The organism is Pseudarthrobacter cremeus (genome assembly GCF_051857465.1).
Classification (GTDB): Bacteria; Actinomycetota; Actinomycetes; order Actinomycetales; family Micrococcaceae; genus Arthrobacter.
The window spans coordinates 1-24,951 of the sequence record NZ_JBPZHC010000020.1 but is presented as its reverse complement, the minus strand read 5'-3'; the positions used below and the strand labels follow the sequence as shown (position 1 = coordinate 24,951).

General features: G+C 66.7%; 19 protein-coding genes. 13 read left to right on the top strand and 6 right to left on the bottom strand.

Features of this window, described 5'->3' with window-relative positions:
* Nucleotides 1–57: 57 nt before the first annotated feature.
* Nucleotides 58–660: a 4'-phosphopantetheinyl transferase family protein gene (locus ACS5PJ_RS21535; protein ID WP_439436889.1), complete on the top strand. Its 603-nt coding sequence runs from the start codon at nt 58–60 to the stop codon at nt 658–660.
* Nucleotides 661–666: 6 nt separating this feature from the next.
* Here ACS5PJ_RS21535 and ACS5PJ_RS21530 read toward each other — a convergent pair whose 3' ends face one another.
* The 4 genes from ACS5PJ_RS21530 to ACS5PJ_RS21515 all read right to left on the bottom strand — a co-directional run bounded on the left by ACS5PJ_RS21530 (nt 667) and on the right by ACS5PJ_RS21515 (nt 8,422).
* A complete protein-coding gene (locus ACS5PJ_RS21530; protein ID WP_439436888.1) occupies nt 667–2,046 on the bottom strand; it encodes a M1 family metallopeptidase in 1,380 nt (459 codons plus the stop codon).
* Nucleotides 2,047–2,094: 48 nt separating this feature from the next.
* Complete coding sequence (locus tag ACS5PJ_RS21525) at nt 2,095–5,967, bottom strand: Pls/PosA family non-ribosomal peptide synthetase (RefSeq protein ID WP_439436908.1); 3,873 nt, start codon at nt 5,965–5,967, stop codon at nt 2,095–2,097.
* 184 nt (nt 5,968–6,151) lie between these two features.
* Nucleotides 6,152–7,117: a quinone oxidoreductase family protein gene (locus ACS5PJ_RS21520; RefSeq protein WP_439436887.1), complete on the bottom strand. Its 966-nt coding sequence runs from the start codon at nt 7,115–7,117 to the stop codon at nt 6,152–6,154.
* Between the two features lie 213 nt (nt 7,118–7,330).
* The gene (locus ACS5PJ_RS21515) at nt 7,331–8,422 is read right to left on the bottom strand and encodes a fatty acid desaturase family protein (protein ID WP_439436886.1); all 1,092 of its coding nucleotides are present in this window, start codon (nt 8,420–8,422) and stop codon (nt 7,331–7,333) included.
* A 173-nt stretch (nt 8,423–8,595) separates the two neighbouring features.
* Here ACS5PJ_RS21515 and argC point away from each other — a divergent pair, with 173 nt between their 5' ends.
* The 9 genes from argC (at nt 8,596) to ACS5PJ_RS21470 (ending at nt 18,041) form a co-directional block, all read left to right on the top strand.
* Nucleotides 8,596–9,627: an N-acetyl-gamma-glutamyl-phosphate reductase gene (gene argC, locus ACS5PJ_RS21510; protein WP_439436885.1), complete on the top strand. Its 1,032-nt coding sequence runs from the start codon at nt 8,596–8,598 to the stop codon at nt 9,625–9,627.
* The gene (gene argJ / locus ACS5PJ_RS21505; protein ID WP_439436884.1) at nt 9,624–10,790 is read left to right on the top strand and encodes a bifunctional glutamate N-acetyltransferase/amino-acid acetyltransferase ArgJ; all 1,167 of its coding nucleotides are present in this window, start codon (nt 9,624–9,626) and stop codon (nt 10,788–10,790) included. Before argC ends, argJ begins: the two co-directional genes overlap by 4 nt.
* 41 nt (nt 10,791–10,831) lie before the next feature.
* Nucleotides 10,832–11,788, top strand: coding sequence for an acetylglutamate kinase (gene argB / locus ACS5PJ_RS21500; protein ID WP_439436883.1), 957 nt, complete (start codon nt 10,832–10,834; stop codon nt 11,786–11,788).
* Nucleotides 11,785–13,044, top strand: coding sequence for an acetylornithine transaminase (locus ACS5PJ_RS21495; RefSeq protein ID WP_439436882.1), 1,260 nt, complete (start codon nt 11,785–11,787; stop codon nt 13,042–13,044). The genes argB and ACS5PJ_RS21495 overlap by 4 nt, the downstream gene beginning before the upstream one ends.
* Nucleotides 13,041–14,093 carry an ornithine carbamoyltransferase gene (gene argF, locus ACS5PJ_RS21490; protein ID WP_439436881.1) on the top strand — a complete coding sequence of 351 codons (1,053 nt, stop codon included), beginning with the start codon at nt 13,041–13,043 and terminating at the stop codon, nt 14,091–14,093. The genes ACS5PJ_RS21495 and argF overlap by 4 nt, the downstream gene beginning before the upstream one ends.
* Nucleotides 14,090–14,629: an arginine repressor gene (locus ACS5PJ_RS21485; RefSeq protein ID WP_108598535.1), complete on the top strand. Its 540-nt coding sequence runs from the start codon at nt 14,090–14,092 to the stop codon at nt 14,627–14,629. The genes argF and ACS5PJ_RS21485 overlap by 4 nt, the downstream gene beginning before the upstream one ends.
* 93 nt (nt 14,630–14,722) lie before the next feature.
* Nucleotides 14,723–15,928 (top strand): argininosuccinate synthase, encoded by a 1,206-nt coding sequence (locus ACS5PJ_RS21480; RefSeq protein WP_439436880.1) that lies wholly within the window; start codon nt 14,723–14,725, stop codon nt 15,926–15,928.
* Nucleotides 15,929–17,344, top strand: a complete 1,416-nt coding sequence (argH, locus tag ACS5PJ_RS21475; protein ID WP_439436879.1) for an argininosuccinate lyase — start codon at nt 15,929–15,931, stop codon at nt 17,342–17,344. It abuts the gene before it with no gap.
* Between the two features lie 160 nt (nt 17,345–17,504).
* Complete coding sequence (locus ACS5PJ_RS21470; protein WP_439436878.1) at nt 17,505–18,041, top strand: pyridoxine/pyridoxamine 5'-phosphate oxidase; 537 nt, start codon at nt 17,505–17,507, stop codon at nt 18,039–18,041.
* Here ACS5PJ_RS21470 and ACS5PJ_RS21465 read toward each other — a convergent pair.
* Together ACS5PJ_RS21465 and ACS5PJ_RS21460 are read right to left on the bottom strand one after the other, a co-directional pair.
* Nucleotides 18,038–18,538 carry a methylated-DNA--[protein]-cysteine S-methyltransferase gene (locus ACS5PJ_RS21465; protein WP_439436877.1) on the bottom strand — a complete coding sequence of 167 codons (501 nt, stop codon included), beginning with the start codon at nt 18,536–18,538 and terminating at the stop codon, nt 18,038–18,040. The genes ACS5PJ_RS21470 and ACS5PJ_RS21465 overlap by 4 nt on opposite strands.
* Entirely contained in the window at nt 18,535–20,100 is a 1,566-nt protein-coding gene (locus tag ACS5PJ_RS21460; RefSeq protein ID WP_439436876.1) for a DNA-3-methyladenine glycosylase 2 family protein, read from the bottom strand. Before ACS5PJ_RS21460 ends, ACS5PJ_RS21465 begins: the two co-directional genes overlap by 4 nt.
* A gap of 80 nt (nt 20,101–20,180) precedes the next feature.
* Between ACS5PJ_RS21460 and ACS5PJ_RS21455 the strand changes: the two genes are divergently transcribed.
* From ACS5PJ_RS21455 to tyrS, 3 genes are all read left to right on the top strand, one after another.
* Nucleotides 20,181–20,843, top strand: a complete 663-nt coding sequence (locus ACS5PJ_RS21455) for a DNA-3-methyladenine glycosylase (protein WP_439436875.1) — start codon at nt 20,181–20,183, stop codon at nt 20,841–20,843.
* 52 nt (nt 20,844–20,895) lie between these two features.
* Complete coding sequence (locus ACS5PJ_RS21450; RefSeq protein WP_439436874.1) at nt 20,896–23,124, top strand: HelD family protein; 2,229 nt, start codon at nt 20,896–20,898, stop codon at nt 23,122–23,124.
* A 78-nt stretch (nt 23,125–23,202) separates the two neighbouring features.
* Complete coding sequence (gene tyrS / locus ACS5PJ_RS21445; RefSeq protein WP_439436873.1) at nt 23,203–24,516, top strand: tyrosine--tRNA ligase; 1,314 nt, start codon at nt 23,203–23,205, stop codon at nt 24,514–24,516.
* The last annotated feature ends 435 nt before the right edge of the window (nt 24,517–24,951 follow it).

The window sequence follows — 24,951 nt, the reverse complement described above, 5'->3', positions numbered from 1 at the left end:
CCCGTACTGCGTGCCTGCCCTCCCGGCTTCACGGAAGGGCAGGACCCGACGCCGGCTTTGCCGCAATTGCTGGACTCGGTTGAACTTGAGCGAGCCGCCGCCCTCGCTGCCGGGCCGCGGGCCAGCTTTGTGGCCGGCCGGCTGGCCCTGCGACGGTTCGCGGCAGAACTGCTGGACGTCCCGCCGTCGGACCTGACAACCCACTTCAGCTGCCCACGATGCGGGACAGGCCCCGCGCTTGCCCACGGCAGGCCTGGCTACATGCTGCGGGGGGAGCCGTTGCCGCTGGCGCTGAGCCTGTCCCGGAGCTCGGGATGGATCCTGCTGGGCGCGGTGGTTGATCCGCCCGCCGGAGCGCAGATCGGAGTGGACGTGGAGGACCCGTCCCGGCTGGGCTTTGACGGGTTCGACGCGGTGGCCCTGACACCCGCTGAGCAGGCCCACCTGGCCGGTCTGGCCGGAAATGCCCTGCTGCAGGAACGGGCACGCCTGTGGGTCCGCAAGGAAGCCTGGCTCAAAATGACGGGCGACGGGCTTACCACCGGCCCCGAAACCCTGGACGTTCTCTGCCGCCCCGAAATCCAGGACCTGCCTCCGGGCGAGGCGGGTCTCCCGCCGCACCTTCGGGGCGCCGTCGCGGTAGCGCGCCCCCAGCGGTGATTGCTCCTACTGCCGGACCGGCAGCGGCGGAAGCGCTGTCTCGTGCAGCCAGGGGTGCAGCAGTGCCTCGGAGTCCAGCCCAGTGGTCCGGTCAACGGCCAGGATAAAGCCCGCGGTGGAGACCGTGCCGTGGCGGTTGGCAGCGGTCCAGTCCTGCAGGAGGGCAAAAAACGCGAGGTCCCCGCACCGTAGCCGCAGGGCATGGAGGGCCAGTGCTCCGCGCTTGTAGACACGGTCATCGAACATCAGCTCCGGCCCGGGATCGCCGATAGCGATGTCCTGCCTTCCGGAGGCCAGCTTCCGCCACGCCGCAGCGGCCCTCTGCGCGACCGGAAGAACGCCCGCCTCCTCGGACCAGATCCATTCCGCGTAGCACGCGAATCCTTCGTGGAGCCAGATATCGGCCCAGGACGCTGCGGTCAGGGAATTCCCGAACCACTGGTGCGCCAGCTCGTGGGCGATGAGCCGCTGGGACTCCCACGTCTGCTCCAGGTGGTTCCGGCCAAAGATGGACAGCGTCTGCGCCTCGAGCGGAATCTCAAGTTCGTCCTCGGTGATCACCACCGTGTACTCCGGGAAGGGGTAGGGCCCAAAACAGTTGGTGAACGTGCGCATCATCTCCGGCTGCCTGGCGAGGCCCAGACGGGCCGTGTCGGCGAGCATCGCAGGGACGGCGGCGAACTGCGGCACGCGCCCTTCCGCGGGTGCTCCGCCAAGGGTGAGCAGCTCGTAGCGGCCGATCTGAACGGTGGCAAGGTAGGTGGCCATCGGCTCGGCCTGTTCGTAAACCCAGGTCTCCCGGCTGGCCCTGCTGCTGTGGGAGATCAGTGCGCCGTTGCAGACAGCCCGGTAGCCGGCGTCGGTGGTGACACTGATACGGTAACTGGCCTTGTCCCGCGGGTGGTCGTTGCAGGGGAACCAGGATGCGGCGCCGTTGGGCTGCCCTGCCACGAGGACGCCGTCGGTCAGCTCCTCCCAGCCCACTTCGCCCCACAGCCCGCGGCGGGGAGCGGGGCTGCCTTCATACCGGATGTCGAGGGTGAAGTCTTCGCCGGCGGGCAGCGGGGCGTCAGGAATGATCACCAGCTGTTCGGCGCGCTGGCTGAACTTGCGCACCCGCCGGCCGCTGAGCTGGATCTTGGTGGCCCGGAGCCCTGCCAGGTCCAGCACCAGTGCAGCGGTGGGGTAGTGCGTGACGGCGTGCAGGACCGCCCGCGCGCTCAGGCGGTTGGTGCTAAGCCGGTAATCAAGGTCCAGCTCGTACCGGCTGACGCGGTAGGCGTTCGTGCCATGGCCGGGCATGTAGGGATCAGGTGCTGCGGCCGCTTGCTCCGAAGTGAAGGCAGGACCCGCCGCCGTACTCGGGCTCGGTGCAGTGGAACTCATAAGACTGTCTCTCGATTGGCAGGAATGGCGGGCACTTGTACTCCGGCGCTACTTCAGCTTCGCGGCAGGGGACGCGGGGCCGCTCCAGGGACTCACCGGGTTGCCCATCCAATACGTGGAGGCAGGAACTGATTCGCCCCGCATGACCAGCGACGCCGGCCCGACAGTTCCACCGCTTCCGATGCTTGCCTGCGGAAGGATCACGCCGTGGGGTCCCATGGTGGCTCCCTCTTCGAGGGTAACAGTGTCCAGACTCATCACCCGGTCGTGGAAGAGGTGGGTTTGGACCACGCAGCCGCGGTTGACCGTGGAGTTGCGTCCGAGGCTCACAAGGTCCGCTTCGGGGAGCCAGTAGCTCTCGCACCACGTGCCCCGGCCGATCCGTGCCCCGAGCGCCCGCAACCACCAGACCAGCGCCGGCGTTCCCGTCGCCGCCCGTGCAAACCAGTAGGCGCTGACCATCTCGATGAACGTGTCCACCACTTCGTTGCGCCAGATAAATGAGCTCCAGAGCGGGTGCTCGCCGGCGCGGATCCGGCCCACGAGGACCCATTTGGCGACGACGGCGCTCCCGGCGGCGGCTGCGCCGGCAACCAGCATCACGATGCCGCCCAGTGCTGCCGCAATCCAGTAGTTATACGTGCCGGCCAGCCAGTCCATGGCAAGCATGACGCCGACTGCAACCGATACCGTCACCACTACCGGGATAAAGCGGCCGAGTTCCCAGAGGCTGCGGGCGAATTTGAGACGCAGCGGCGGCTGGTAGGTCCGGGTGTCGTCCGAGGCGATGGCCGTGCGCCGAAGCCGCACCGGCGGGCTGCCAAGCCACGATGTTCCCGATTTGGCTTTGGCCGGCGTGGCGGACAGCACGGCCACGAGAGAGTTCTTGGGGACGTTCCGGCCGGCCGCAGTCATGCCGGAGTTGCCCAGGAAGGAACGCTTGCCGATCTTCGCGGGCGCGATCCGCATCCACCCGCCGTCGAGCTCGTAGGACGCCACCATGGTGTCGTCCGCCAGGAAGGCGCCCTCGCCCACGGTGGTCATCCTGGGAATCAGCAGGACGGTGGAGGCTTCGACGTTCTTGCCGACCTTGGCGCCGAGGAGGCGAAGCCAGACAGGCGTGAAGAGGCTGGCGTAGACCGGGAACAGCAGGTCGCGGGCCAGGTCGAGCACCCTCTCGGTGGCCCAGACCTGCCAGCCGATCCGGCTGCGCACGCGGTAGTAACCCTCGGCAAGGCCGATTCCCAGCAGCCGGGTGGTGACCAGGACGAGCACGAGGTTGACCAGGAACCAGGCCAGGGCCGCCGGGGGGAGGGCAAGAAGGATCTGCGGCAGGGCCGAGGACAGTGATTCCCGGCCCTGGATGAAACTGAAGATCACCATCGCTGCGGCAGCCGCGGACAGATACGGGATGAGCGCCAGCGCGGCCGAGGCAAGGGCGAAGCCCACGAACCACAGACGCCCCATCAGCGGGTGTTCCGCCGGGGCGTCCGGCGACGAGTGTTTCGCCTTGCCGCGGCGCTCGGCCGGGGAACCGGCAACCTGATGGCCGGCTTTTACTTTCCCGAGGACGGCCGAACCCGGCTCGACGTGGGCGCCTGCGCCGATCGAGGCGCCGGGCATCAACGTGCTGCGTGCACCGACGCTGGCTCCTGCGCCGATATGGACGGCGCCGATGTGGACAACGTCCCCGTCGATCCACCAGCCGGAGAGGTCCACCTCAGGCTCGATGTTGCAGCCGCTGCCGAGGGAAAGCAGCCCCGTGACCGGCGGCATTGAGTGCAGCTGGACGTTGTTGCCTATTTTGGCGCCCAGGGCGCGGGCGTAGTACGGCACCCACGGTGCGCTGGCCAGGCTGATGGCGCCTGCCAGGTCCTGAATCTGCTCTGTCAGCCAGAGGCTCAGATGGACCCGCCCGGAACGCGGGTACGTTCCCGGCCTGACCTTACGGAGCAGTATCCGGGCAGCGGCCACGGAAATCAGCATCCGCCCGATGGGCGAGACGAAGACCAGCCATGATGCGCCCACCCACCACCAGGACAATGTGGGAGCGGCGCTGAAGGCGGCCAACGCGGACAGCAGGTTGTTCGCCACCATCAGGTAGGTCAGCCAGCGCATCCCCACCAGGATATGCAGGGGAATGCCCATCAGGGTCTGGAAGATCTGGGACTTCAGTGCAGGGGGGCGGACAGCCCGGACCGGCACGGGTCCCGGGGCCAGGCCGTCCGGAAGCGAAAGGCGCGCCGTGTCAATCAGCGCCCCGATTCTGGGCGTCGCGTAGATATCTGCGACAGTGATGGTCGGGTAGCGCACCCTGAGTGCGGAGACGAGTTGCGCAGCCGACAGCGAGCCGCCGCCGTAGGCGAAGAAATCGGCGTCAAGGCTGGTCACCCTGCTCCCCAGGACGGCAGCCCATTGCTCCGCAACCCACGTTGCGTCTTCCGGCAGGTTCAGCGGCGCAGCGTCAGCTTCCGCGGCGCCCGTCCCCGTTAACGGCCAGGGGAGTGCATGGCGGTCAACCTTGCCGCTGGTTTTGGTGGGCAGCGAGTCGACAACGGTCAGCAGTGGAATGAGCGGGGCGGGCAGGCTGGCCGTGAGGAGTTCGCGGGCGGCCATAAGGTCCAGGTGCGCGTCAGCCGCCGCCAGGTACCCTACGAGGATCTGGTTTCCGGCTGCAGTGGTCCGGACAGCAGCCGCTGCCCCCGCGACGTGGGGCAGGGACTGCAGGGCGGCGTCAATTTCGCCAAGCTCGATCCGGCGGCCGCCCAGTTTGACCTGTTCGTCCGCGCGGCCCATGAAGATCAGGCCGGCTGGCTCATACCGCACGAGGTCGCCGGACCGGTAGGCGCGCTCCCAGCCGAAGGCGGGCATCGGCGCGTACTTCTCGCGGTCCTTGCCAGCGTCAAGGTAGCGGGCAAGTCCGATCCCGCCGATGATCAGTTCACCGGTTTCGCCTTCTCCGACGGGCAGCCCGGCAGTGTCCACCACTGCGAGGTCCCACCCGTCGAGCGGCAGCCCGATCCGGACCGGGCCGGGGCCTCCCAGGGGTGCTGCACAGGCCACCACCGTGGCTTCGGTGGGGCCATAGGTATTCCAGACTTCGCGGCCGGGAACGGCCAGCCGCTCGGCCAGCTCAGGTGGGCAGGCTTCGCCGCCGAAAATCAGCAGGCGGACGCTCTCCAGGGACTCGGCCGGCCAGAGGGCCGCGAGGGTGGGGACCGTTGACACCGCGGTGATGCCGTTGCTGATAAGCCAGGGACCAAGGTCCGTTCCCGTCCTGACCAAGGCTCGTGGGGCGGGCACCAGGCAGGCCCCATGACGCCAGGCCAGCCACATCTCCTCGCAGGACGCGTCAAAGGCAACCGAGAGTCCGGCGAGCACCCGGTCCTGCGGGCCGAGGGGTTCGTCCTGAAGGAAGATCCGGGCTTCGGCGTCCACGAAGGCAGCCGCCGAACGGTGTTGAACGGCGACACCCTTAGGCGTGCCGGTGGATCCGGACGTGAAGATCACCCAGGCGTCATCGCCTGGCTGTGCCGAAGGCGGCTGGGAAGAACGGCGCCCGACGTCGGTCCCGTCGCCGGGTCCCTGTCCCGGACCGATGACTATGTCCGCACCCGTCAGGACTGCTGCCACACGCGCCTCGCCAAAGACGAGCCGGGCCCGTTCCTCGGGATCATCCGCATCCACGGGCACGTAGGCTGCGCCGATGTGGAGGATGGCGAGGATGGAGACATAGAGCCCGGCCGTTCCGGAAGGAATCCGCACGCCGATTTTGTCGCCGGCGCCAAGTCCGGCAGCCTGCAGCTCCTGCCCTTTGGCCCGGACCGCAGCCAGCAGCTCGGCATAGCTCAGGGAACGCCGGCCGTCATCGAGGGCCGAAGCTTCAGGGAAGCGGGCGGCGGTGTCCTCAAGAATGGCCATCAGCGTCCGCTCCGGCGGAGCCAGCGTTGAACCGGCCAGCTGGGGGCGGTACAGGACTTCCGACGGGGAAGCGACGACGTTCGACAGGTGCTCACTCACCGTCGAATTCTGCCTGAGTAAAGTGAACGGAAGGTGTATGAAATTGGTTTAAGGTTCATCTTAAGTTCACCCCGGGAGTTCACGGCTAGGGTACGAGCAGGACCTTGCCGGTGGTGCGCCGGCCCTCGAGATCCTCGTGGGCGCGCCTGGCGTCGGCCAACGGGTACGTGGCTCCGATCCGTACCTTGAGATGTCCCTTTTCTGCGGCGGCGAAGATCTCACTGGACCGCCAGCGGCGCTCCTGCTCATTGAGCAGGAAATGGGCCAGGGACGGACGGGTCAGTGTCAGTGATCCGCCCGCATTAAGGCGCTGGGGGTCCACTGGTGGAACCGCTCCCGAGGCCGCTCCGAAGAGGACCAGGGTGCCTCTGGTCCGCAGGCATGACAGGGAACCGTCAAAGGTGTTGCGGCCAACGCCGTCGTACACCACGTCCACGCCCTTCCCCCCCGTGAGCTCACGGACATGGTGTGGAAAGCGCTCGTAGCGCAGCACGTGGTCGGCCCCGGCGTCCCGGGCGAGTTCTTCCTTGGCGTCCGAAGAGACTGTGGTAATGACACGGGCGCCGCGCTCCTTGAGCAGTTGCGTCAGCAACAGGCCGACGCCGCCGGCGCCGGCGTGGGTCAGGACGGTGTGGCCCGGCTCCACCCTGAAGGAGGAGTTGATCAGGTAATGCGCTGTCATGCCCTGGAGGGGCAAGGCGGCCGCCGTGAGGTCGTCGACGCCGTCCGGTACCGGGAGGGCCTTGGCCGCATCGATCACCGTATGGCCGGCATAGCATTTGGTGCCCTCGGCAGTGGCGACCCTGCTTCCGGCGGTGAAGTTTTCGACGCCCTCGCCCACCTGCACCACCGTACCGGCGGCCTCGGAACCTGGGGTGAAGGGAAACGGAACCTGGTACATACCGCCGCGCTGGTATGTCTCGATGAAGTTGACGCCGGCAGCAGCGACCTTGATGAGCAGCTGGCCGGGACCCGGGACGGGGAGTTCAGCCTCCACCAGTTCCAGTACTTCGGGTCCGCCGGGCTCGCGGGCAACAATCGCGTGCGTCATGTGTCTCCTTCCCGGGGGCTGGAATTTCCTTCCCCGGATCCTCAAACCATCCTAGGGACCCCCGGGCGAACGAAGAAGCGGCGGCCGGTATCCGGCCGCCGCTTCGTTTGTGCTTTCTGAGGGGGTGCGTGCAGTCCGCAGGCGCAGCAACGCGGGGTTACTCCCTGCCCAATAAAAGCCCTCCGAGGGGCCGGAAGTGACCCCGCGTTGGGTTTAGTAGCGGCGGGTCACCGTCGCCATGGGGCATTCGAAGTGTCGTCCGGCGGAAAGGCCGACGTCGTTGAGGTAGCGGACGATGATGCCGTAGGACTGGAGCAGTGTGGTCTCCGTATACGGAACCTGATGCTTCCGGCAGTACTCGCGGACGATCTTGGCGGCCTTGTCCAGCTGGGGCCGTGCCATGTCCGGGAAGAGGTGATGTTCGGCCTGGCGGTTCAGGCCGCCGAGCAGGATGTCCATGAAGCGGCCACCGGAAATGTTCCGGGAGGTGAGGACCTGGCGGCTGAAGAAGTCCACGCGGCTGTCAGCCGGCAGGACCGGCATGCCCTTGTGGTTGGGAGCAAAGGAGGCGCCCATGTAGAAGCCGAAGACGGCCAGCTGGACGCCGATGAAGGCGAATGCCATTCCCAGTGGCAGGAACGTAAAGGCCAGGGCGGGGAGGGCGCTGAGCCGGACGAGCAAAATGGGCAGTTCCACCCAGCGGTGGGTCACCTTGGCCCGACGGAAGACGAACTTCACTGAATCGATCTGCAGCCCGAGACCTACAAGGAAGAGCAACGGGAAGAAGAACCAGCCCTGTTTGCGGGTGAGGAAGGCGAACCGTCCCTGCCGGTCGGCAACCGCTTCGGTGTGGAAGGCGATGGGTCCGGGGGCGATGTCCGGGTCCTTGGAGATGACGTTCGGGTGGTTGTGGTGTGCGCCGTGTTTCTGCTCCCACCAGGAATAGCTCATGCCGGCCACCGACGTGGCCAGTATCCTGGCGGTCCAGTCATTGGCCCGGCGCGACGCGAAGATCTGGCGGTGGCCTGCCTCGTGGGCAAGGAAACTGAGCTGCGTGCAGAGCACACCAACAGCTGCGGCGATCAGGAGCTGGAACCAGCTATCACCGATCAATGCAAAACCGAACCAGGTGGCGGCCATCAGCAGAACCAGGCTGGAAAAAACTGTGACGTAGAACCCCACGCGGCGTTCCAGCAGGCCAGCGGCCTTGACGCTCTTCAGAAGTTCCGAATAGCTCAGGACAACGGCATTGGGTTGCCGGACGCGCGATTGCGGGCGCCCCGATGTTGGGAGGGTGGTGGTCATTAAAGGGGGCCTCGTGACTGTTGCGGGCAACGCTGCAGCCGACATTCGGACTGCACGGTCAGGATCACCCTCATTCAGCATACGCCTGCCTGTCCAGCCAACCGGCAGAGACGGACTGCCCGGAATGCATAAATATCGGGCACAATGAATACTTTTGCTGTAGGATTCTGGGCATGACTATTTCTGTTGCAGTCTCCGGAGCCAGCGGGTACGCCGGGGGAGAGGTGCTCCGCCTCCTGGCCGGACACCCCGACGTCACCATTGGCGCCATCACCGCGCACAGCAACGCCGGCTCCCGCCTCGGCGAGCTGCAGCCGCACCTGCATGGACTGGCCAGCCGCATCCTGGAAGACACCACGGTGGAGAACCTGTCCGGCCACGATGTGGTGTTCCTGGCGCTCCCGCACGGCGCTTCGGCTGAAATCGCCGCACAGCTCCCCGAAGGCACGGTAGTGATCGACGCCGGCGCTGACCACCGGCTCGAAGACGCCGCCGCATGGGAAAAGTTCTACGGCTCTGCCCATGCCGGAACCTGGCCCTACGGCCTTCCGGAGCTCCCGGGCCAGCGCGAGGCGCTCAAGGGTGCCACCCGCATCGCGGTTCCCGGCTGCTACCCGACGTCGGCCCTCCTGGCGCTGACGCCCGGGTTCGCCGCGGGACTCCTCCAGCCCGACGACGTCGTCATCGTCTCCGCCTCAGGCACCTCGGGTGCCGGCAAAGCTGCGAAAGTGAACCTCATCGGAGCCGAAGTGATGGGCTCCATGAGCCCGTACGGTGTGGGCGGCGGACACCGCCACACCCCGGAAATCGAGCAGGGGCTCTCCAACGCGGCAGGCGAAAGCGTCACCGTATCCTTCACCCCCACACTCGCTCCGATGAGCCGGGGCATCCTCACCACCGCCACCGCGAAGGTCAAACCGGGCACCACGGCCGCCGACCTCCGCCAGGCATGGGCTGAGGCCTACGACGACGAACCGTTTGTGCACCTGCTGACTGAGGGGCAGTGGCCGGCCACCAAGGCCGTCCAGGGCTCCAACCACGCGGCCATGCAACTGGCTTTCGACGAACACACCGGCCGCGTGATTGTCACGTGCGTCATTGATAACCTCACCAAGGGAACTGCCGGCGGAGCCGTCCAGTCCATGAACATCGCGCTTGGCCTGGCGGAGACCGCCGGCCTCAACCTGCAGGGAGTTGCCCCGTGACCGTTACCGCCCCCCAGGGATTCCGGGCCGCCGGCGTCACCGCCGGACTGAAGACCTCCGGCAAGCCGGACCTCGCCCTGATCGTCAACGACGGACCGTCCAAGGCAGCCGCCGCCGTGTTCACCAGCAACCGCGTGGCCGCGGCGCCGGTCCACTGGTCCCGCCAGGTCGTCTCGGACGGCCGCGTCGACGCCGTGATCCTCAACTCCGGCGGCGCCAATGCGTGCACCGGCCCCCAGGGGTTCCAGAACACCCACAGCACTGCGGAGAAAGTTGCCACGGTCCTGGGCATCTCCGCGACGGACGTTTTCGTCTGCTCCACCGGGCTGATCGGCGAGCAGCTGCCCATGGACAAAATCCTCCCGGGCGTCGAAGCCGCATCGGCTGCGCTCAGCGCTGACGGCGGCGCGGACGCGGCCAACGCCATCATGACCACCGACTCGGTGCCCAAGGCCGCCCTGTTCATCGGCACCGACGCCGACGGCCAGGAGTTCACCATCGGCGGCATCGCCAAGGGCGCCGGCATGCTGGCACCCGGCCTCGCCACCATGCTGGTTGTCATCACCACCGACGCCGAGGTCGAAGCGGAGATGCTCGACGTCGTTCTCCGCGATGCCACACGCGTCACCTTCGACCGGGCTGACTCGGACGGCTGCATGTCCACCAACGACACCGTGGTGCTGCTCGCTTCGGGCGCCTCCGGGGCGGTTCCGTCCGCAGAGGCCTTTGGTGCCGGGCTGACCCAGGTGTGTGCGGAGCTCGCGCGCAAGCTGATCGGCGATGCCGAAGGTGCCAGCCACGACATCGCTATCCGTACCTTCAACGCGGCAAGCGAGCGGGACGCCGAAACGGTCAGCCGCTCTGTTGCCAGGTCCAACCTCTTCAAGGCCGCGATCTTCGGCAAGGACCCCAACTGGGGCCGCGTGCTCTCTGCGGTGGGGACCACTGATGCGGCCTTCGAGCCGGAGCAGCTCAATGTTTCCATGAACGGCATCCAGATCTGCCGAAACGGCAGTATCGGGGACGACCGCAACCTGGTGGACCTGGAACCACGCGAGGTCCTGGTGGAGATCGACCTGCAGTCCGGTGACTCTGAAGCAACCATCTGGACCAACGACCTCACCCACGATTACGTGCACGAGAACAGCGCCTACTCGAGCTGATCACCGGCCACATCCGACAGCACCCTGGAGAAACTGCCAGCATGAACACCCAGCCCCGTGAGACAACCTCCATGAGCGATGCCCAAAGCAAAGCGGGCACGCTGATTGAAGCACTGCCGTGGATCCAGCGCTTCGCCGGCACCACCATGGTGATCAAGTACGGCGGCAACGCCATGGTCAACGAGGAACTGCGCCGGGCGTTCGCCGAGGACGTGGTGTTCCTCCACCATGTGGGCATCCACCCCGTGGTGGTCCACGGCGGCGGCCCGCAGATCAACTCCATGCTGGCCCGGCTGGGCATCGAGTCCGAGTTCAAGGGCGGTCTCCGCGTCACCACCCCCGAAGCCATGGACGTGGTGCGCATGGTCCTCACCGGCCAGGTGGGCCGCGAACTGGTGGGCCTGATCAATTCCCACGGCCCCTACGCGGTGGGAATGTCCGGCGAGGACGGCGGCCTGCTCCGCGCCATCCGCACCGGCACCGTCATTGACGGCGAGGAGGTGGACCTGGGCCTGGTAGGCGAAGTGGTGGGCGTGAACCCGGAGGGCATCCTGGACATCCTGGCAGCCGGACGCATCCCGGTGATCTCCACAGTGGCACCGGAGATCGAGAGTGACGGCACAGAGACAGCCGCAGGTGCAGTACAGACCACCGGGCAGGTCCTCAACGTCAACGCCGATACGGCTGCGGCCGCGCTCGCGGAGGCACTGGGAGCGTCCAAACTGGTGATCCTCACCGACGTCGAGGGCCTCTACGCCAACTGGCCGGACCGGTCCTCGCTCATTTCCTCACTGACGGCAACGGAGCTGCGCGGGATGTTGCCCTCGCTGGAATCGGGCATGATCCCGAAAATGGAGGCATGCCTCAAAGCCATCGACGGCGGAGTGGAACGCGCGCACATCGTGGACGGCAGGCTGCCGCACTCCATGCTCCTGGAAACCTTCACCACCGCCGGTATCGGCACCCAGGTGGTCCCTGACGAGGAAGTGAACGCATGAACGAAGTCCAGCAAACCCCGGTGACCGAGCTGGTGGAAACCACGGGCCACACCAGCGGAGCTGACTGGCTCGCGCGCTATTCCACCTCACTCATGGGCGTGTTCGGCACCCCGCAGCGCGTCCTGGTCCGCGGTGCCGGCTGCCTGGTCTGGGACGCCGACGGCAAGGAATACCTGGACCTGCTGGGCGGTATCGCCGTCAATGCCCTGGGCCATGCCCACCCGTTCGTCACCTCCGTGATCTCCAGCCAGCTGGCCACCCTGGGGCACGTCTCCAACTTCTTCACCAGCCCCACCCAGGTGGCGCTCGCAGAAAAGCTGCTGGCACTGACACACGCACCGGCGGGCTCCAAAGTGTTCTTCGCCAACTCGGGAACCGAAGCCGTGGAGGCCGCGTTCAAGCTGGCCCGGCGCAACGCAACCGGTCCGGACGGCGCACCCCGGACGAAGATCATCGCCCTCGAGGGAGCCTTCCACGGCCGCACCATGGGCGCCCTGGCCCTGACCGCCAAGGAGGCCTACCGTGCTCCGTTCGAACCCCTGCCCGGCGGGGTGGTCCACATCCCCTTCGGCGACGTAGCCGCCCTGGAAGCTGCCATCGACGAGACAGTGGCTGCCGTGTTCCTGGAGCCCATCCAGGGCGAAGCCGGCGTCCGTCCCCTGCCTGCGGGGTATCTGGCAGCCGCCCGCGAGGCAACCACAAAAGCCGGTGCCCTGCTGATCCTGGATGAGGTCCAGACCGGCATCGGCCGGACCGGCAAGTGGCTCGCCAGCGAAGACGCCGGGATCGTGCCCGACGCCGTCACGCTTGCCAAGGGCCTCGGCGGGGGCTTCCCCATCGGCGCGCTCATCACCTTTGGCGGACCTGTATCCACCCTCCTGGGGGCCGGCCAGCACGGGAGCACCTTCGGCGGCAACCCGGTGGCGACGGCGGCCGCCCTGGCCACGCTGCATGCGATCGAAAGCCAGCGTGTTCTGGAGAACGTCGTGACCGTGGGGGACTACCTCCGTGCCGGGCTCGCTGCCATCGACGGTGTCACGGAAGTCCGTGGCGAAGGCCTCCTGATCGGCTTCGACCTGGATACGGACGTCGCCCCTGCGGTGGTCACCGCCGGGCTCGACGCCGGGTTTATCGTCAACAGCCCCGGGCCGCGCACCATCCGGCTTGCCCCGCCGCTGATCCTCACCACCGACCAGGCCGGCGCCTTCCTTGCCGCCTTCCCGGCAATCCTCCAGACAGCTAAGGACGCGCAGTGACCCCTGTAGGCAGCACCACCCGCCACTTCCTCAAGGACACCGACCTCACCCCGGCTGAGCAGGCCGAGGTGCTGGACCTGGCTGTCCGCATGAAGGCCGCGCCCTACAGCGTGCAGCCTTTTGCCGCCGAGGGGAACGGCCGCAAGACCGTCGCCGTCATTTTCGACAAGACCTCCACCCGCACCCGGGTGTCCTTCGCCACCGGCATCGCGGACATGGGCGGCAACGCCCTGATCATCAACCCGGGGGAAGCCCAGATCGGCCACAAGGAATCCGTGGAGGACACTGCCAAGGTCCTCGAACGCATGGTCTCCACCATTGTCTGGCGCACCGGAGCGCATGCCGGCCTCGTGGCAATGGCGGAAAACTCCAGGGTGCCGGTCATCAACGCGCTGTGCGACGACTACCACCCCTGCCAGCTCCTGGCCGATCTGCTGGCGGTCAAAGAACATAAAGGCGAGCTCAAAGGCCTCACCATGAGCTACCTCGGCGACGCCGCCAACAACATGGCCAATTCCTACCTGCTGGCCGGCGTCACCGCCGGGATGCACGTCCGCATCGCAGGGCCGGAAGGCTATCTGCCGGCAGCGGAGATCGTCGCCGCGGCTGAGGAACGTGCAGCCCGGACCGGCGGGTCCGTGCTGATCACCACCGACGCCGCCGCCGCGCTTAAGGGCGCCGACGTCGTGGCAACAGACACGTGGGTGTCCATGGGCCAGGAAAACGAAAAGGCCGCCCGGATGGAGCTGTTCCGGGAGTACTCCGTCGATGAGGCGGCCATGGCACACGCGGCGGATGACGCCGTCGTACTTCACTGCCTGCCCGCGTACCGCGGCTATGAGATCTCCGCGGGAGTCATCGACGGGCCGCAGTCGATCGTGTGGGACGAGGCCGAGAACCGGCTCCACGCCCAGAAGGCACTGATGGCCTGGCTGATGCACCGCTCCGGCCTGGCCGTCGTCGAAGGACTGCCGCCGTTGGATGGGCTGGCGCCGTTGGATGGGCCGGCACCGTCGGATGGGCCGGCGCCGGAGGCCGGCAAACCGTGACCGTCCCGCCGGCAGCACCGGGCTCCAGCCCGGCCACCAAAACGGCCCGCCAGGCGCGCATCACCGCCATTCTGACGGGTGAATCGGTGCGCTCCCAGGCGGAGCTCGCCGCTTTGCTCGCGGACGACGGCGTCCAGGTCACCCAGGCCACCCTCTCCCGTGACCTCGTGGAACTCGGCGCCGTCCGGGTCCGCGGCAAGGAAGGCGTCCTGGTCTATGCAGTCCCCGGCGAGGGCGGTGAGCGCGCCGCCAAAAGCGGGGTCAGCCAGGAAATCCTGGACGCCCGGCTGGCCAGGCTGTGCAGCGAACTGCTGGTCACGGCCGAGGCCTCGGCCAACATCGCCGTGCTCCGGACCCCGCCCGGCGCCGCCAACTTCCTGGCGCTCGCGATCGACCATTCGGTGATGCCGTCCATCCTGGGGACCATCGCCGGTGACGATACCGTGCTGCTGGTGTCCCGCGATCCCGCCGGCGGGCAGGACCTCGCGGCCCGTTTCCTGCAGCTGGCAGAGGAAGCCGGCGGAAGCCAGCAATAGCCCGCTGCTCCAGACCTGCCTGCGTTGTGACAGGCTTTCCCTAGAAGAATTTCCCGAACAGAAATCCCAACCCCCAATAAGAGGAGCATTTTCGTGACTGAGCGTATTGTTCTGGCCTACTCCGGTGGCCTCGATACTTCCGTAGCCATCGGCTGGATCGGTGAAGCCACCGGCGCCGAGGTCATCGCCGTGGCGGTCGACGTCGGACAGGGCGGCGAATCGCTGGAGACCATCCGCCAGCGCGCGTTGGGCTGCGGCGCCGTCGAAGCCTACGTGGCCGACGCGTCCGATGAGTTTGCCAACGAGTACTGCATGCCCACGCTGAAGGCCAACGCCCTCTACCAGGGCCACTACCCGCTGGTCTCCGCCATCTCCCGGCCTGTCATCGTCAAGCACCTGGTCAAGGCCGCCCGCGAATTCGGCGCCACCACCGTTGCGCACGGCTGCACCGGCAAGGGCAACGACCAGGTCCGCTTCGAAGTCGGCATCCAGACCCTCGGCCCGGACCTGAAGTGCATCGCCCCGGTCCGCGACCTCGCCCTGACCCGCGACAAGGCCATCGCCTTCGCCGAGGAAAAGGGACTGCCGATCGAGACCACGAAGAAGAACCCGTACTCGATCGACCAGAACGTCTGGGGCCGCGCCGTCGAAACCGGCTACCTCGAGGACATCTGGAACGCTCCCACGAAGGACATCTACGACTACACCGCAACCCCGGAGTTCCCGCCGGCACCGGATGAGGTCACCATTTCCTTCGTGGCAGGCATTCCGGTAGCGATCGACGGCGTCAAGGTCACCCCGCTGCAGGCCATCAAGGAACTGAACCGCCGCGCCGGCGCCCAGGGCGTGGGCCGCATCGACGTTGTCGAGGACCGCCTCGTGGGCATCAAGTCCCGCGAAATCTACGAGGCCCCCGGCGCCATGGCCCTCATCACGGCGCACAAGCACCTCGAGGACATCACCGTGGAGCGCGAGCAGGCCCGCTTCAAGGCAACTGTTGGCCAGCGCTGGGCCGAGCTGGTTTACGACGGCCAGTGGTTCTCACCGCTCAAGCGTTCGCTGGATGCCTTCATCGACGACACCCAGAAGTACGTCACCGGTGACATCCGCATGACCCTCCACGGCGGCCAGGCGATTGTCAACGGACGCCGCTCCGAGACCTCGCTCTACGACTTCGATCTCGCCACCTACGACACCGGCGACACCTTCGACCAGTCCATGGCGCGCGGCTTCATCGAGCTGTGGGGCATGTCCGCGAAGGTTGCCTCCGGCCGCGATATCCGCGTCGCAGGCCAGTAAATGGTCTCCGCAACAAACGAAGGCGCACTGTGGGGCGGCCGTTTTGCCGGCGGCCCCGCAGATGCCCTCGCGGCCCTGAGCAAGTCCACGCACTTTGACTGGCGGCTGGCCCGCTATGACATCGCCGGCTCCATGGCGCACGCCCGCGTGCTCCACAAGGCCGGCCTGCTGGACGACGCCGAGCTGGACGGCATGCTGTCAGCGCTGAAGCAGCTGGACGCGGACGTTGCATCCGGGGCCTACCTGCCGGCGGAATCCGACGAGGATGTGCACGGCTCACTGGAACGCGGCCTGATCGAGCGCGCCGGGACCCAGCTGGGCGGCAAGCTCCGCGCCGGACGCTCACGCAACGACCAGGTGGCCACGCTGGGACGGATGTTCCTGCGCGACCATGCCCGGATCATTGCGCGTGGCGTGCTCGCCACAATCGAAGCGCTGGTGGACCAGGCCAAGGCGCACCAGGGTGTGGCCATGCCCGGCCGGACCCACCTGCAGCATGCCCAGCCGGTCCTGCTCAGCCACCACCTGCTCGCCCACGCCTGGGCTCTGTTGCGGGATGTGCAGCGGCTGGCTGACTGGGACAAGCGTGCCGGGGTTTCGCCCTACGGCTCAGGCGCCCTGGCAGGGTCGTCGCTGGGACTGGATCCTGAAGCGGTGGCGGCGGACCTTGGCTTCTTCTCGGCCACGCACAACTCGATTGACGGCACCGCTTCCCGCGATGTCTTTGCCGAGTTCGCCTGGGTGACGGCCATGATCGGCGTTGACCTGTCCCGGGTGTCGGAGGAAGTCATCCTGTGGGCCACCAAGGAGTTCTCCTTTGTGACCCTGCACGATTCCTACTCCACCGGGTCCTCGATCATGCCCCAGAAGAAGAATCCGGACGTCGCAGAGCTGGCCCGTGGCAAGGCGGGCCGCCTGATCGGCAACCTGACCGGGCTGCTGGCTACGCTCAAGGGCCTGCCGCTCGCGTACAACCGCGACCTGCAGGAGGACAAGGAGCCGGTCTTCGACGCCGCCGACACCCTGGAGCTGCTGCTTCCGGCTGTCGCGGGCATGATCGCCACCCTGAAGTTCAACACCGAACGGATGGAGTCCCTGGCACCACAGGGCTTTGCGCTGGCCACGGACATCGCCGAATGGCTGGTCCGCCAGGGCGTTCCGTTCCGCGAGGCCCACGAGCTCTCCGGCGCGGCCGTCAAGCAGGCCGAAAGCCGCGATGTGGAGCTGTGGGACCTGACGGATGAGGAATACGCTGCCATCTCGGAGCACCTGACCCCGGAGGTCCGGACGGTCCTGTCCACGGAGGGATCGCTCAACAGCCGCAACTCCCAGGGCGGTACCGCACCGGCCGCCGTCGAACGCCAGCTGGTTGCGCTGGAAGCCGAGCTGGCCACCGTGCGGGAGTACGCGCACTAGCAGTCCACACGCTCTCTCACTTCCTGCATCATTTGGGCCAACGCTCTCGCACTTTCTTCAAGAAAGTGAAAGAGCGTTGCCGGTATTGATGCATCAAGTGGGAGAGCGTTGTGCGTTCGCGGCGGTTATCCCGCGGCGCTGCGGAGCTTAGGGTGGGGGAATGAGTGAATCCTTCCGCGACAAACTCCGGGCCCTGCCGGACTTCCCGCCCGACCTGCCGCACTTCGACCCTGGGACGGCGCCGGCGGACCCGGCAGCGCTGTTCAGGCAGTGGCTGGAGGAAGCGCTCGCTGCCGGTGTGCTGCAGCCGCATGCCTGCAGCCTGGCCACCGCGGACAGCGCCGCCCAGCCATCGTCCAGAATGCTCATTCTGAAGGACCTCGACGACGACGGCTGGCACTTCGCCACGGCCCGCACCTCGCGCAAGGGCAAGGAACTCTCGCTCAACCCCAAGGCCGCACTGAATTTTTTCTGGCCGGAGCAGGGCCGCCAGGTCCGCGTGGCCGGAACGGTGGTGGAGCTCTCCGCAGAAGCGTCAGCGGCGGACTGGGATGCCCGGCCCGGGGCGGACGGCAGCACCAATGCCCAGTGGCAGCTGTACGCCCTGCAACCTTCGGAGATCGAATTCTGGCAAGCCAGGCATGACAGGCGCCACATCCGGCATCGTTTCGGTCCGGACGGGAAGCTGCTGAGCTAGCGTGGACCGGCCTCACGGGCAAGCAGGCTTTCCTTGATGGCGAGGCCCCAACGGAAGCCGCCCAGGGAACCGTCTGTCCGGATCACCCGGTGGCACGGCACAAACAATGCCGCAGCATTGAAGGCGCAGGCACCGGCGGCAGCCCGAACGGCTTTGGGATTTCCGGACAGTTCGGCGTATTCCGTGTAGGTCACCGGCGCGCCGGGACGGACTGTCCGCAGGACGTCCCAGGCATGGGCTCGGAACGGTCCGGACTTCTGCTGCACGGGCACGGCCATGGCCTGCGCAGGGTCCCCGGCGTAGAAGGCCTCCACGGCGCGGGAAATTGGCCCAAGGTCAGTCACAGCCTCAACGTCCGCCGGACGCAGCGACGGGTGGATCTGCCCGGTCAGTTCGCCCGCTTCGGCCGTCCAGCCGGAGGCCAGTACCACGCCGTCCCGGGCAAGGATGGTGAACGGGCCGTCCGGGGTGGACATTTGCAGCAACTGGGCTTTCATGGCATCGCTTTCTCTGGAACGCTTTTCGCGCGTATGTTTTTCGCAAGTAAGTTGTCCGGCCGGGCGGAGCTTTTTGGTGCGGCCGCGGCACGCCACAGGTGCATCGTGGCATAGGACCGCCAGGGGCTCACTTCGCGGAACTCCGGGTCTGCGGCACCACCGGTCGGCACGCTGTCCAGCCCGGCCGGCACGCTGTCCAGCCCGGCCTGCGTGGCTAGGGCCCGGATTCCGTTCCGCACTGCGGCGTCGTTGGCCAGGAACACGTCAGGTGCGCCCAGGACGCGCATTGCCACGTAGCCCACCGTCCACGGGCCTACTCCGGCAAGGGGCAGCAGCTTGGCGGTCAGGCCCGGCAGGTCATCGCCGTAGCCAAAATCCAGCCCGCCGGACGCCATGGCGGACGCGGCCGCCCGAACGGCATCAATCCGGCGCTGAGGCCCCCGCAGCAGGGTGTAGCCTGCCTCGGCGATTTCTTCAGCGGTGGGGAAAAGCCGCTCGAGCCCGTCGGCCGGGACGGTACACGGACTGCCGGTCGCCGATAGCTGCGTCAGTGCCGTCCGGGCCGCCGCGACGGTGACCTGCTGCCCGATCATGGCCCGCACCAGAAGTTCCTGGGGGTCCACCGCACCGGGGAGCCGCATGCCCGGGACCTCCGCGACTGAGGCGGCAAGGCGCGGATCGGCTGCCAAAGCGTCGTCGATCGCCACGGGGTCGGCGTCCAGGTCAAAGAGCCGGCGCACCCTGCTCAGCAGCGCAGGCAGGTCCCGCAGGTCCACCGCGCCGACGGTGAGGGTCAACGGGCGCCCGGTGGCGCCGTCGTCGTACTCCACACTGAAGCGCGCGTCACCGTGGGGGAGCCGCAGCGTGCGGGCGTAGGACGTCGGGGTCCCCGCCTCGATCCCAGGAATGGCCCTGACAGCCAGGAAGGAAAAGACGCCGGGATCGAACGGTTCGCGGTAGGGGAGGGTGAGCGTCAGTGAGGCCGCGGCGGCAGTTGCCGGGTGGTGCCTGGCGGTGGAGCGCAGCGCCGTGGGGGTCATGGCGAAGACCTCCACCATGGTTTCGTTGAACTGCCGGACGCTGCTGAAGCCTGAGGCGAAGGCGATGTCCGCCAGCTTCATGGACGTGGAAACCAGCAGCGTGCGCGCGGTCTGGGCGCGGCTGGCCCGGGCGAGGGACAGGGGGCCGGCGCCGAGTTCGTGGCTCAGGATCCGGTTCAGCTGCCGGGCGGAGTAGCCCAGCCGGGCGGCCAGGCCTTCCACTCCGTCGCGGTTGATCACGCCGTCATTGATCAGGCGCATGGCCCGTCCCGCCAGGTCCTGCCGGATGTTCCACGCGGGAGTGCCGGGGACCGCCTCGGGGAGGCAGCGTTTGCACGCCCGGTAGCCGGCGTCGTGCGCTGCGGCGGACGTTTCGTAGAACGTAACGTTGGCTGCTTTCGGCGTCCGCGCCGGGCAGGACGGGCGGCAGTAGATGCCGGTGGTCCGGACCGCGGTGTAGAACTGCCCGTCGAAACGGGTGTCCCGTGCGTCGATCGCACGGTAGCGCTGCCAGAAGTCCATGCCCTCTATCCTGCCAGCAGCAGACACCCCCTGCTAGCGGAAATCGGACATCGCCGTGGGGGTTTGGGTAGAGTCGAAGCATGACCGTCCGCAGCCCAGCCGGCCCCGAAGCACTCCGCGACTTGCTTTCGGGTGATGCGCGCCGGGTGGCCCCGCAGCTGCTCGGGGCGGTCCTGAGCCACAACAGCCATGAGGGAACCGTGGCCGTGCGGATCACCGAGGTGGAGGCGTACATGGGCCCGGGCGACTCGCTGCACCCCGACCCTGGATCTCACACATTCCGCGGGCCCACAGCGCGCAACGAGCCGATGTTCGGCCCGGCGGGTCACCTGTATGTGTATTTCACGTACGGGATGCACTACTGCGCCAACATTGTCTGCGGCCCGGTGGGGACGGCGTCGGCTGTCCTGCTGCGGGCCGGCGAAGTGGTGGAAGGGCAGCACCTGGCCGGGGTGCGGCGGCCGACGTCGAAATCTCCACTCGACCTGGCCAGCGGCCCGGCCCGGCTTGCCACCACACTTGCCCTGACCACGGCCGACAGCGGCCGGGACGTACTGACCGGGCCTTTCGAGCTCCGGCTGCCTGCAGTCCCGGCTGGAGAATTCAGTTCCGGACCCCGCGTGGGCGTTTCGGGTCACGGCGGCTCCGACGCCTACCCATGGCGGTTCTGGCTGCCGGGGGACCCCACGGTCTCCCGCTATAAGGCGGCCAAGGTCCGCCCGGCCAAGTTTCAATCGCGTTAACCGAAATGGTTGTAGAATGGACGGTCTGTCTTTTGCGATAGGGGAACGTTTAATGCTCGACGCCGATTTGGCCCACGAACGGGACTATGTTGCCGGCCTGTATGCGCGGCTGGAAGAGCTCCGCGCGGAAAAGCGCAAGCAGTTGGCGCAGGTCCGGCGGGCCGGTGCCGTGGGCACCATGCAGAATGTTTCCGAACGTGATGCTTTCGCAGCCCTTTATGAGGACCGGCTCGCGCAGCTCGATGCTGTGGATGACCGGCTCGTTTTCGGGCGCCTCGACCTGGATTCAGGTGAGGCCCAGTACATCGGCCGCATCGGACTGACCACCGATGACCTGCAACGGCTCATGGTTGACTGGCGCGCGCCCGAAGCAGGGCACTTCTACCAGGCCACCGCCTTTGACCGGCAGGGCGTCCGCCGCCGCCGGCACCTGATTCTGCAGGGGCGTGAAGTCAAGGCCATCGAGGACGACGTCCTGGACGCGGACATGCTTGCAGACAACGCGTCGCTGCAGGGCGAGGGCGCATTGCTGGCCGCGCTGGATTCCAAGCGCACGGGCCGGATGTCGGACATCGTGGGTACCATCCAGTCGGAGCAGGACCGCATCATCAGGTCTCCCATGTCCGGCGCCCTGGTGGTCCAGGGTGGTCCCGGCACAGGCAAGACCGCTGTTGCGCTGCACCGCGCCGCCTACCTGCTGTACACGCACCGGGAACGGCTGAAGACTGCCGGCGTGTTGCTGGTGGGCCCGTCGTCGTCGTTCATGAAGTACATCGAACGCGTCCTTCCCTCGCTGGGTGAAACCGGCGTGGTCATGGCCAGCGTGGGACGCCTGATGCCGGGGATCAATGCCATCGCGGAGCCGGAAGCGGACGTCGCAGCCATCAAGGGGCGCCTGGACATGGCGGAGGTTGTGGCCAACGCGGTGGCGAACCGCCAGCGGATCCCTGCCGAGGACCGCATCCTCGAAGTGGATGGCCGCAGGCTGGTCCTGACCCCGCGCCAGGTCCGCCGCGCTCGTGAGCGTGCCCGCTCCACGGGCAAGCCCCACAACGAGGCACGGCTGTCCTTTGTCAAGATCCTGCTCCGTGAGCTCACCGAGCAGATGACCGAGCTCGTGGAGGCCGGGAGCCTGGGCAACAATGCCGACCGCTCCTACCTGGCCGAAGACGTCCGGTCCGCCCGTGACGTCCGCATCGCGCTGAACCTCTGCTGGATGCCCATGACTCCGGAGAAGCTGATCAGCGAGCTTTTCAGCAAGCCCGCAGTGCTCGCGGCCTGCACACCGCACCTCACCCTTCAGGAGCAGGCGCTGCTCCTGCGCCCGGCCGATGCTCCCTGGACCGAGGCGGACGTCCCGCTCCTGGATGAAGCGGCCGAACTCCTGGGCGAACTCGACCCGGCTGCCGGGCGCGGCCTCGCCCAGCAGGAGCACGACCGTGCCCGCGACCTCGCCAACGCCAAGCAGACACTGGTGAACATGGGGGACATGGGTGTCGACGTCCTCATTACCGCGGAGGAACTCGCCGATCAGAACCAGGAGCGCGAGAACCGGCAGACCGCTGCCGAGCGTGCCACCTCCGACCGGACGTGGGCTTTCGGCCACATTGTGGTGGATGAGGCACAGGAGCTCTCGCCCATGCAGTGGCGCTTGCTGGTCCGCCGCTGCCCGCTGAAGTCGTTCACCATCGTGGGGGACATCGCCCAGACGAGTTCCGTGGCCGGCGCCAACTCCTGGCAGGCGGCCCTGGCACCCATGTTCGGGGACCGCTGGCACCTGGAGGAGCTGACGGTCAACTACCGTACGCCCACACAGATCGCCGAAGCCGCAGCCCGGATGGCCAACGCCGCCGGCCTGGTGGTTTCCGTGCCGAAGGCGGTCCGGGAGGGCCGCTGGTCACCCATTATCGACAAGGTTGCTGACGGAGCTGTTGTCAGCCGCCTCGTGGAGGTGCTCCCGGATGAACTGGAAGCGCTCGACGGCGGCCTGCTGGCCGTTATTGCCGACGGCGACCTCCTCCCGGAGGCCACCGCAGCACTTCGTGCGGTGTATGGCAGGCGCATCGGCAGCGGTGCCGGCAGCTACGAACAGGACATCGTGGTCATCAGCCCGCGCGAGGCCAAAGGCCTGGAGTTTGATGGGGTGGTGGTCCTGGAGCCGTCAATGATGCTCAACCACGAGCACGGCCGGGTGGGGGACCTGTACGTTGCCATGACCAGGCCTACCCAGCGGCTCCGGCTCATCGCTGCAGCCGGCATTCCTGCAGGGATCGAACACTAAGCTCCAGCGGTCTTCTCGTGGACGCCCGGTGCCGTATGTTTCGGCGCCGGGCGTCGCCAATCCTGCTAACTTAGAGTCGTGCCAGAACTCAACGATCTCGAATCCCAGCAGAACGATCCCACCTTCGCCAACGTGTGGCAGGAACTGAAGTGGCGTGGCCTCGTCCACGTATCCACGGATGAAGAGGAGCTGGAAAAGCTCCTCGCCGGTGAGCCGTTCACCTATTACTGCGGGTTCGATCCCACAGCGCCGAGCCTGCACCTGGGGAACCTGGTCCAGCTCCTCCTGATGCGGCGCCTGCAGCTGGCTGGCCACAAGCCGCTGGGACTGGTGGGCGGTTCCACGGGGCTGATCGGAGATCCGCGTCCGACGGCGGAACGCACCCTCAATACCAAGGACACCGTCAATGAATGGGTGGGCTACCTGCAGGCGCAGGTCCGCCGGTTCCTGAGCTTCGAGGGCCCCAGCGCGGCGCGCATGGTCAACAACCTCGACTGGACCGCACCGCTGAGCGCCATTGATTTCCTGCGCGAGATCGGAAAGCACTACCGCGTCGGCACCATGCTCCGGAAGGATGCTGTTGCCTCCAGGCTGAGCTCCGATGAGGGCATCAGCTACACCGAGTTCAGCTACCAGATCCTGCAAGGCATGGATTACCTCCAGCTCTTCCGGGACTACAACTGCGTGCTGCAGACCGGCGGCTCGGACCAGTGGGGCAACCTCACCAGCGGCACGGAACTGATCCGCAAGGTGGAGGGCAAGACTGTGCACGCCCTCGGTACGCCCCTGATCACCAACTCCGACGGCACCAAGTTCGGCAAGAGCGAAGGCAACGCCATCTGGCTCGACGCCGGCATGTGCAGCCCGTACGCCTTCTACCAGTTCTGGCTGAACACCGCGGATGCTGATGTGGTGGACAGGCTGAAGGTATTCACCTTCCTGAGCCGGGCCGAGATCGAAGCTTTGGGCACCTCCGTGGCCGAGCGCCCGTTTGCCCGCGAGGGGCAGCGGAAGCTCGCGTACGAAGTGACTTCCCTGGTGCACGGGGTGGAGGCCACAGAGAAGGTCATCGCCGCCTCCGCTGCGCTCTTTGGCAATGGAGACCTTTCCGCGCTGGACAGGCCCACGCTTGAGGCCGCCACGTCCGAACTTCCATCGGCACGTGTCCTGGTCGATGGACTGGGCATTGTGGACCTGTTGGTGGCATCCGGCCTCTCCGAAAGTAAGTCCGCTGCCCGCCGCACCGTCGGTGAAGGCGGGGCCTACGTGAACAATGAGAAGGTCTCAGATCCTGAGGCGGTTATCTCGGAGTCCGAGTTGCTGCATGGCCAATACCTGCTCCTGCGCCGCGGCAAGAAGAACCTCGCCACGGTGGAAGTACTGGTTCCGTAGCCCTTTACGACTACCAATGCACGCTCCTCCGAGGCCGATTTGCACGGCCGCGGGGGAGCGTGTAATGTTTTCTGAGTCGCCGCCGCTGAGTGGTGACAAACCCCCTTCACAAGAGAAGCAATTCTTCATGTGCACAGCACGTAAATGATGAAAAGCTTCACTTTTGGCTGGGCGGATTCATTCCACCAGGTGAATATCGGGAAAATAACCCGGATTTGCAAAGTGAATAAGGATGAAATAAGCTAGAAACATCGCAGCGAAGAAATACGAAATAAGAATTCATTGAAATGAATTGTTTCGGGAATACTCGAATGTGTCTGTTGTTTGAGAACTCAATAGTGTGCCAAGTTTGTTGATACCAATTGTTTTATTGATTGGTTGTTTTGGCCGGGCCCTGTCCATCCCGTGGATTGTGGTCTGGTTTTTACAGCTGGT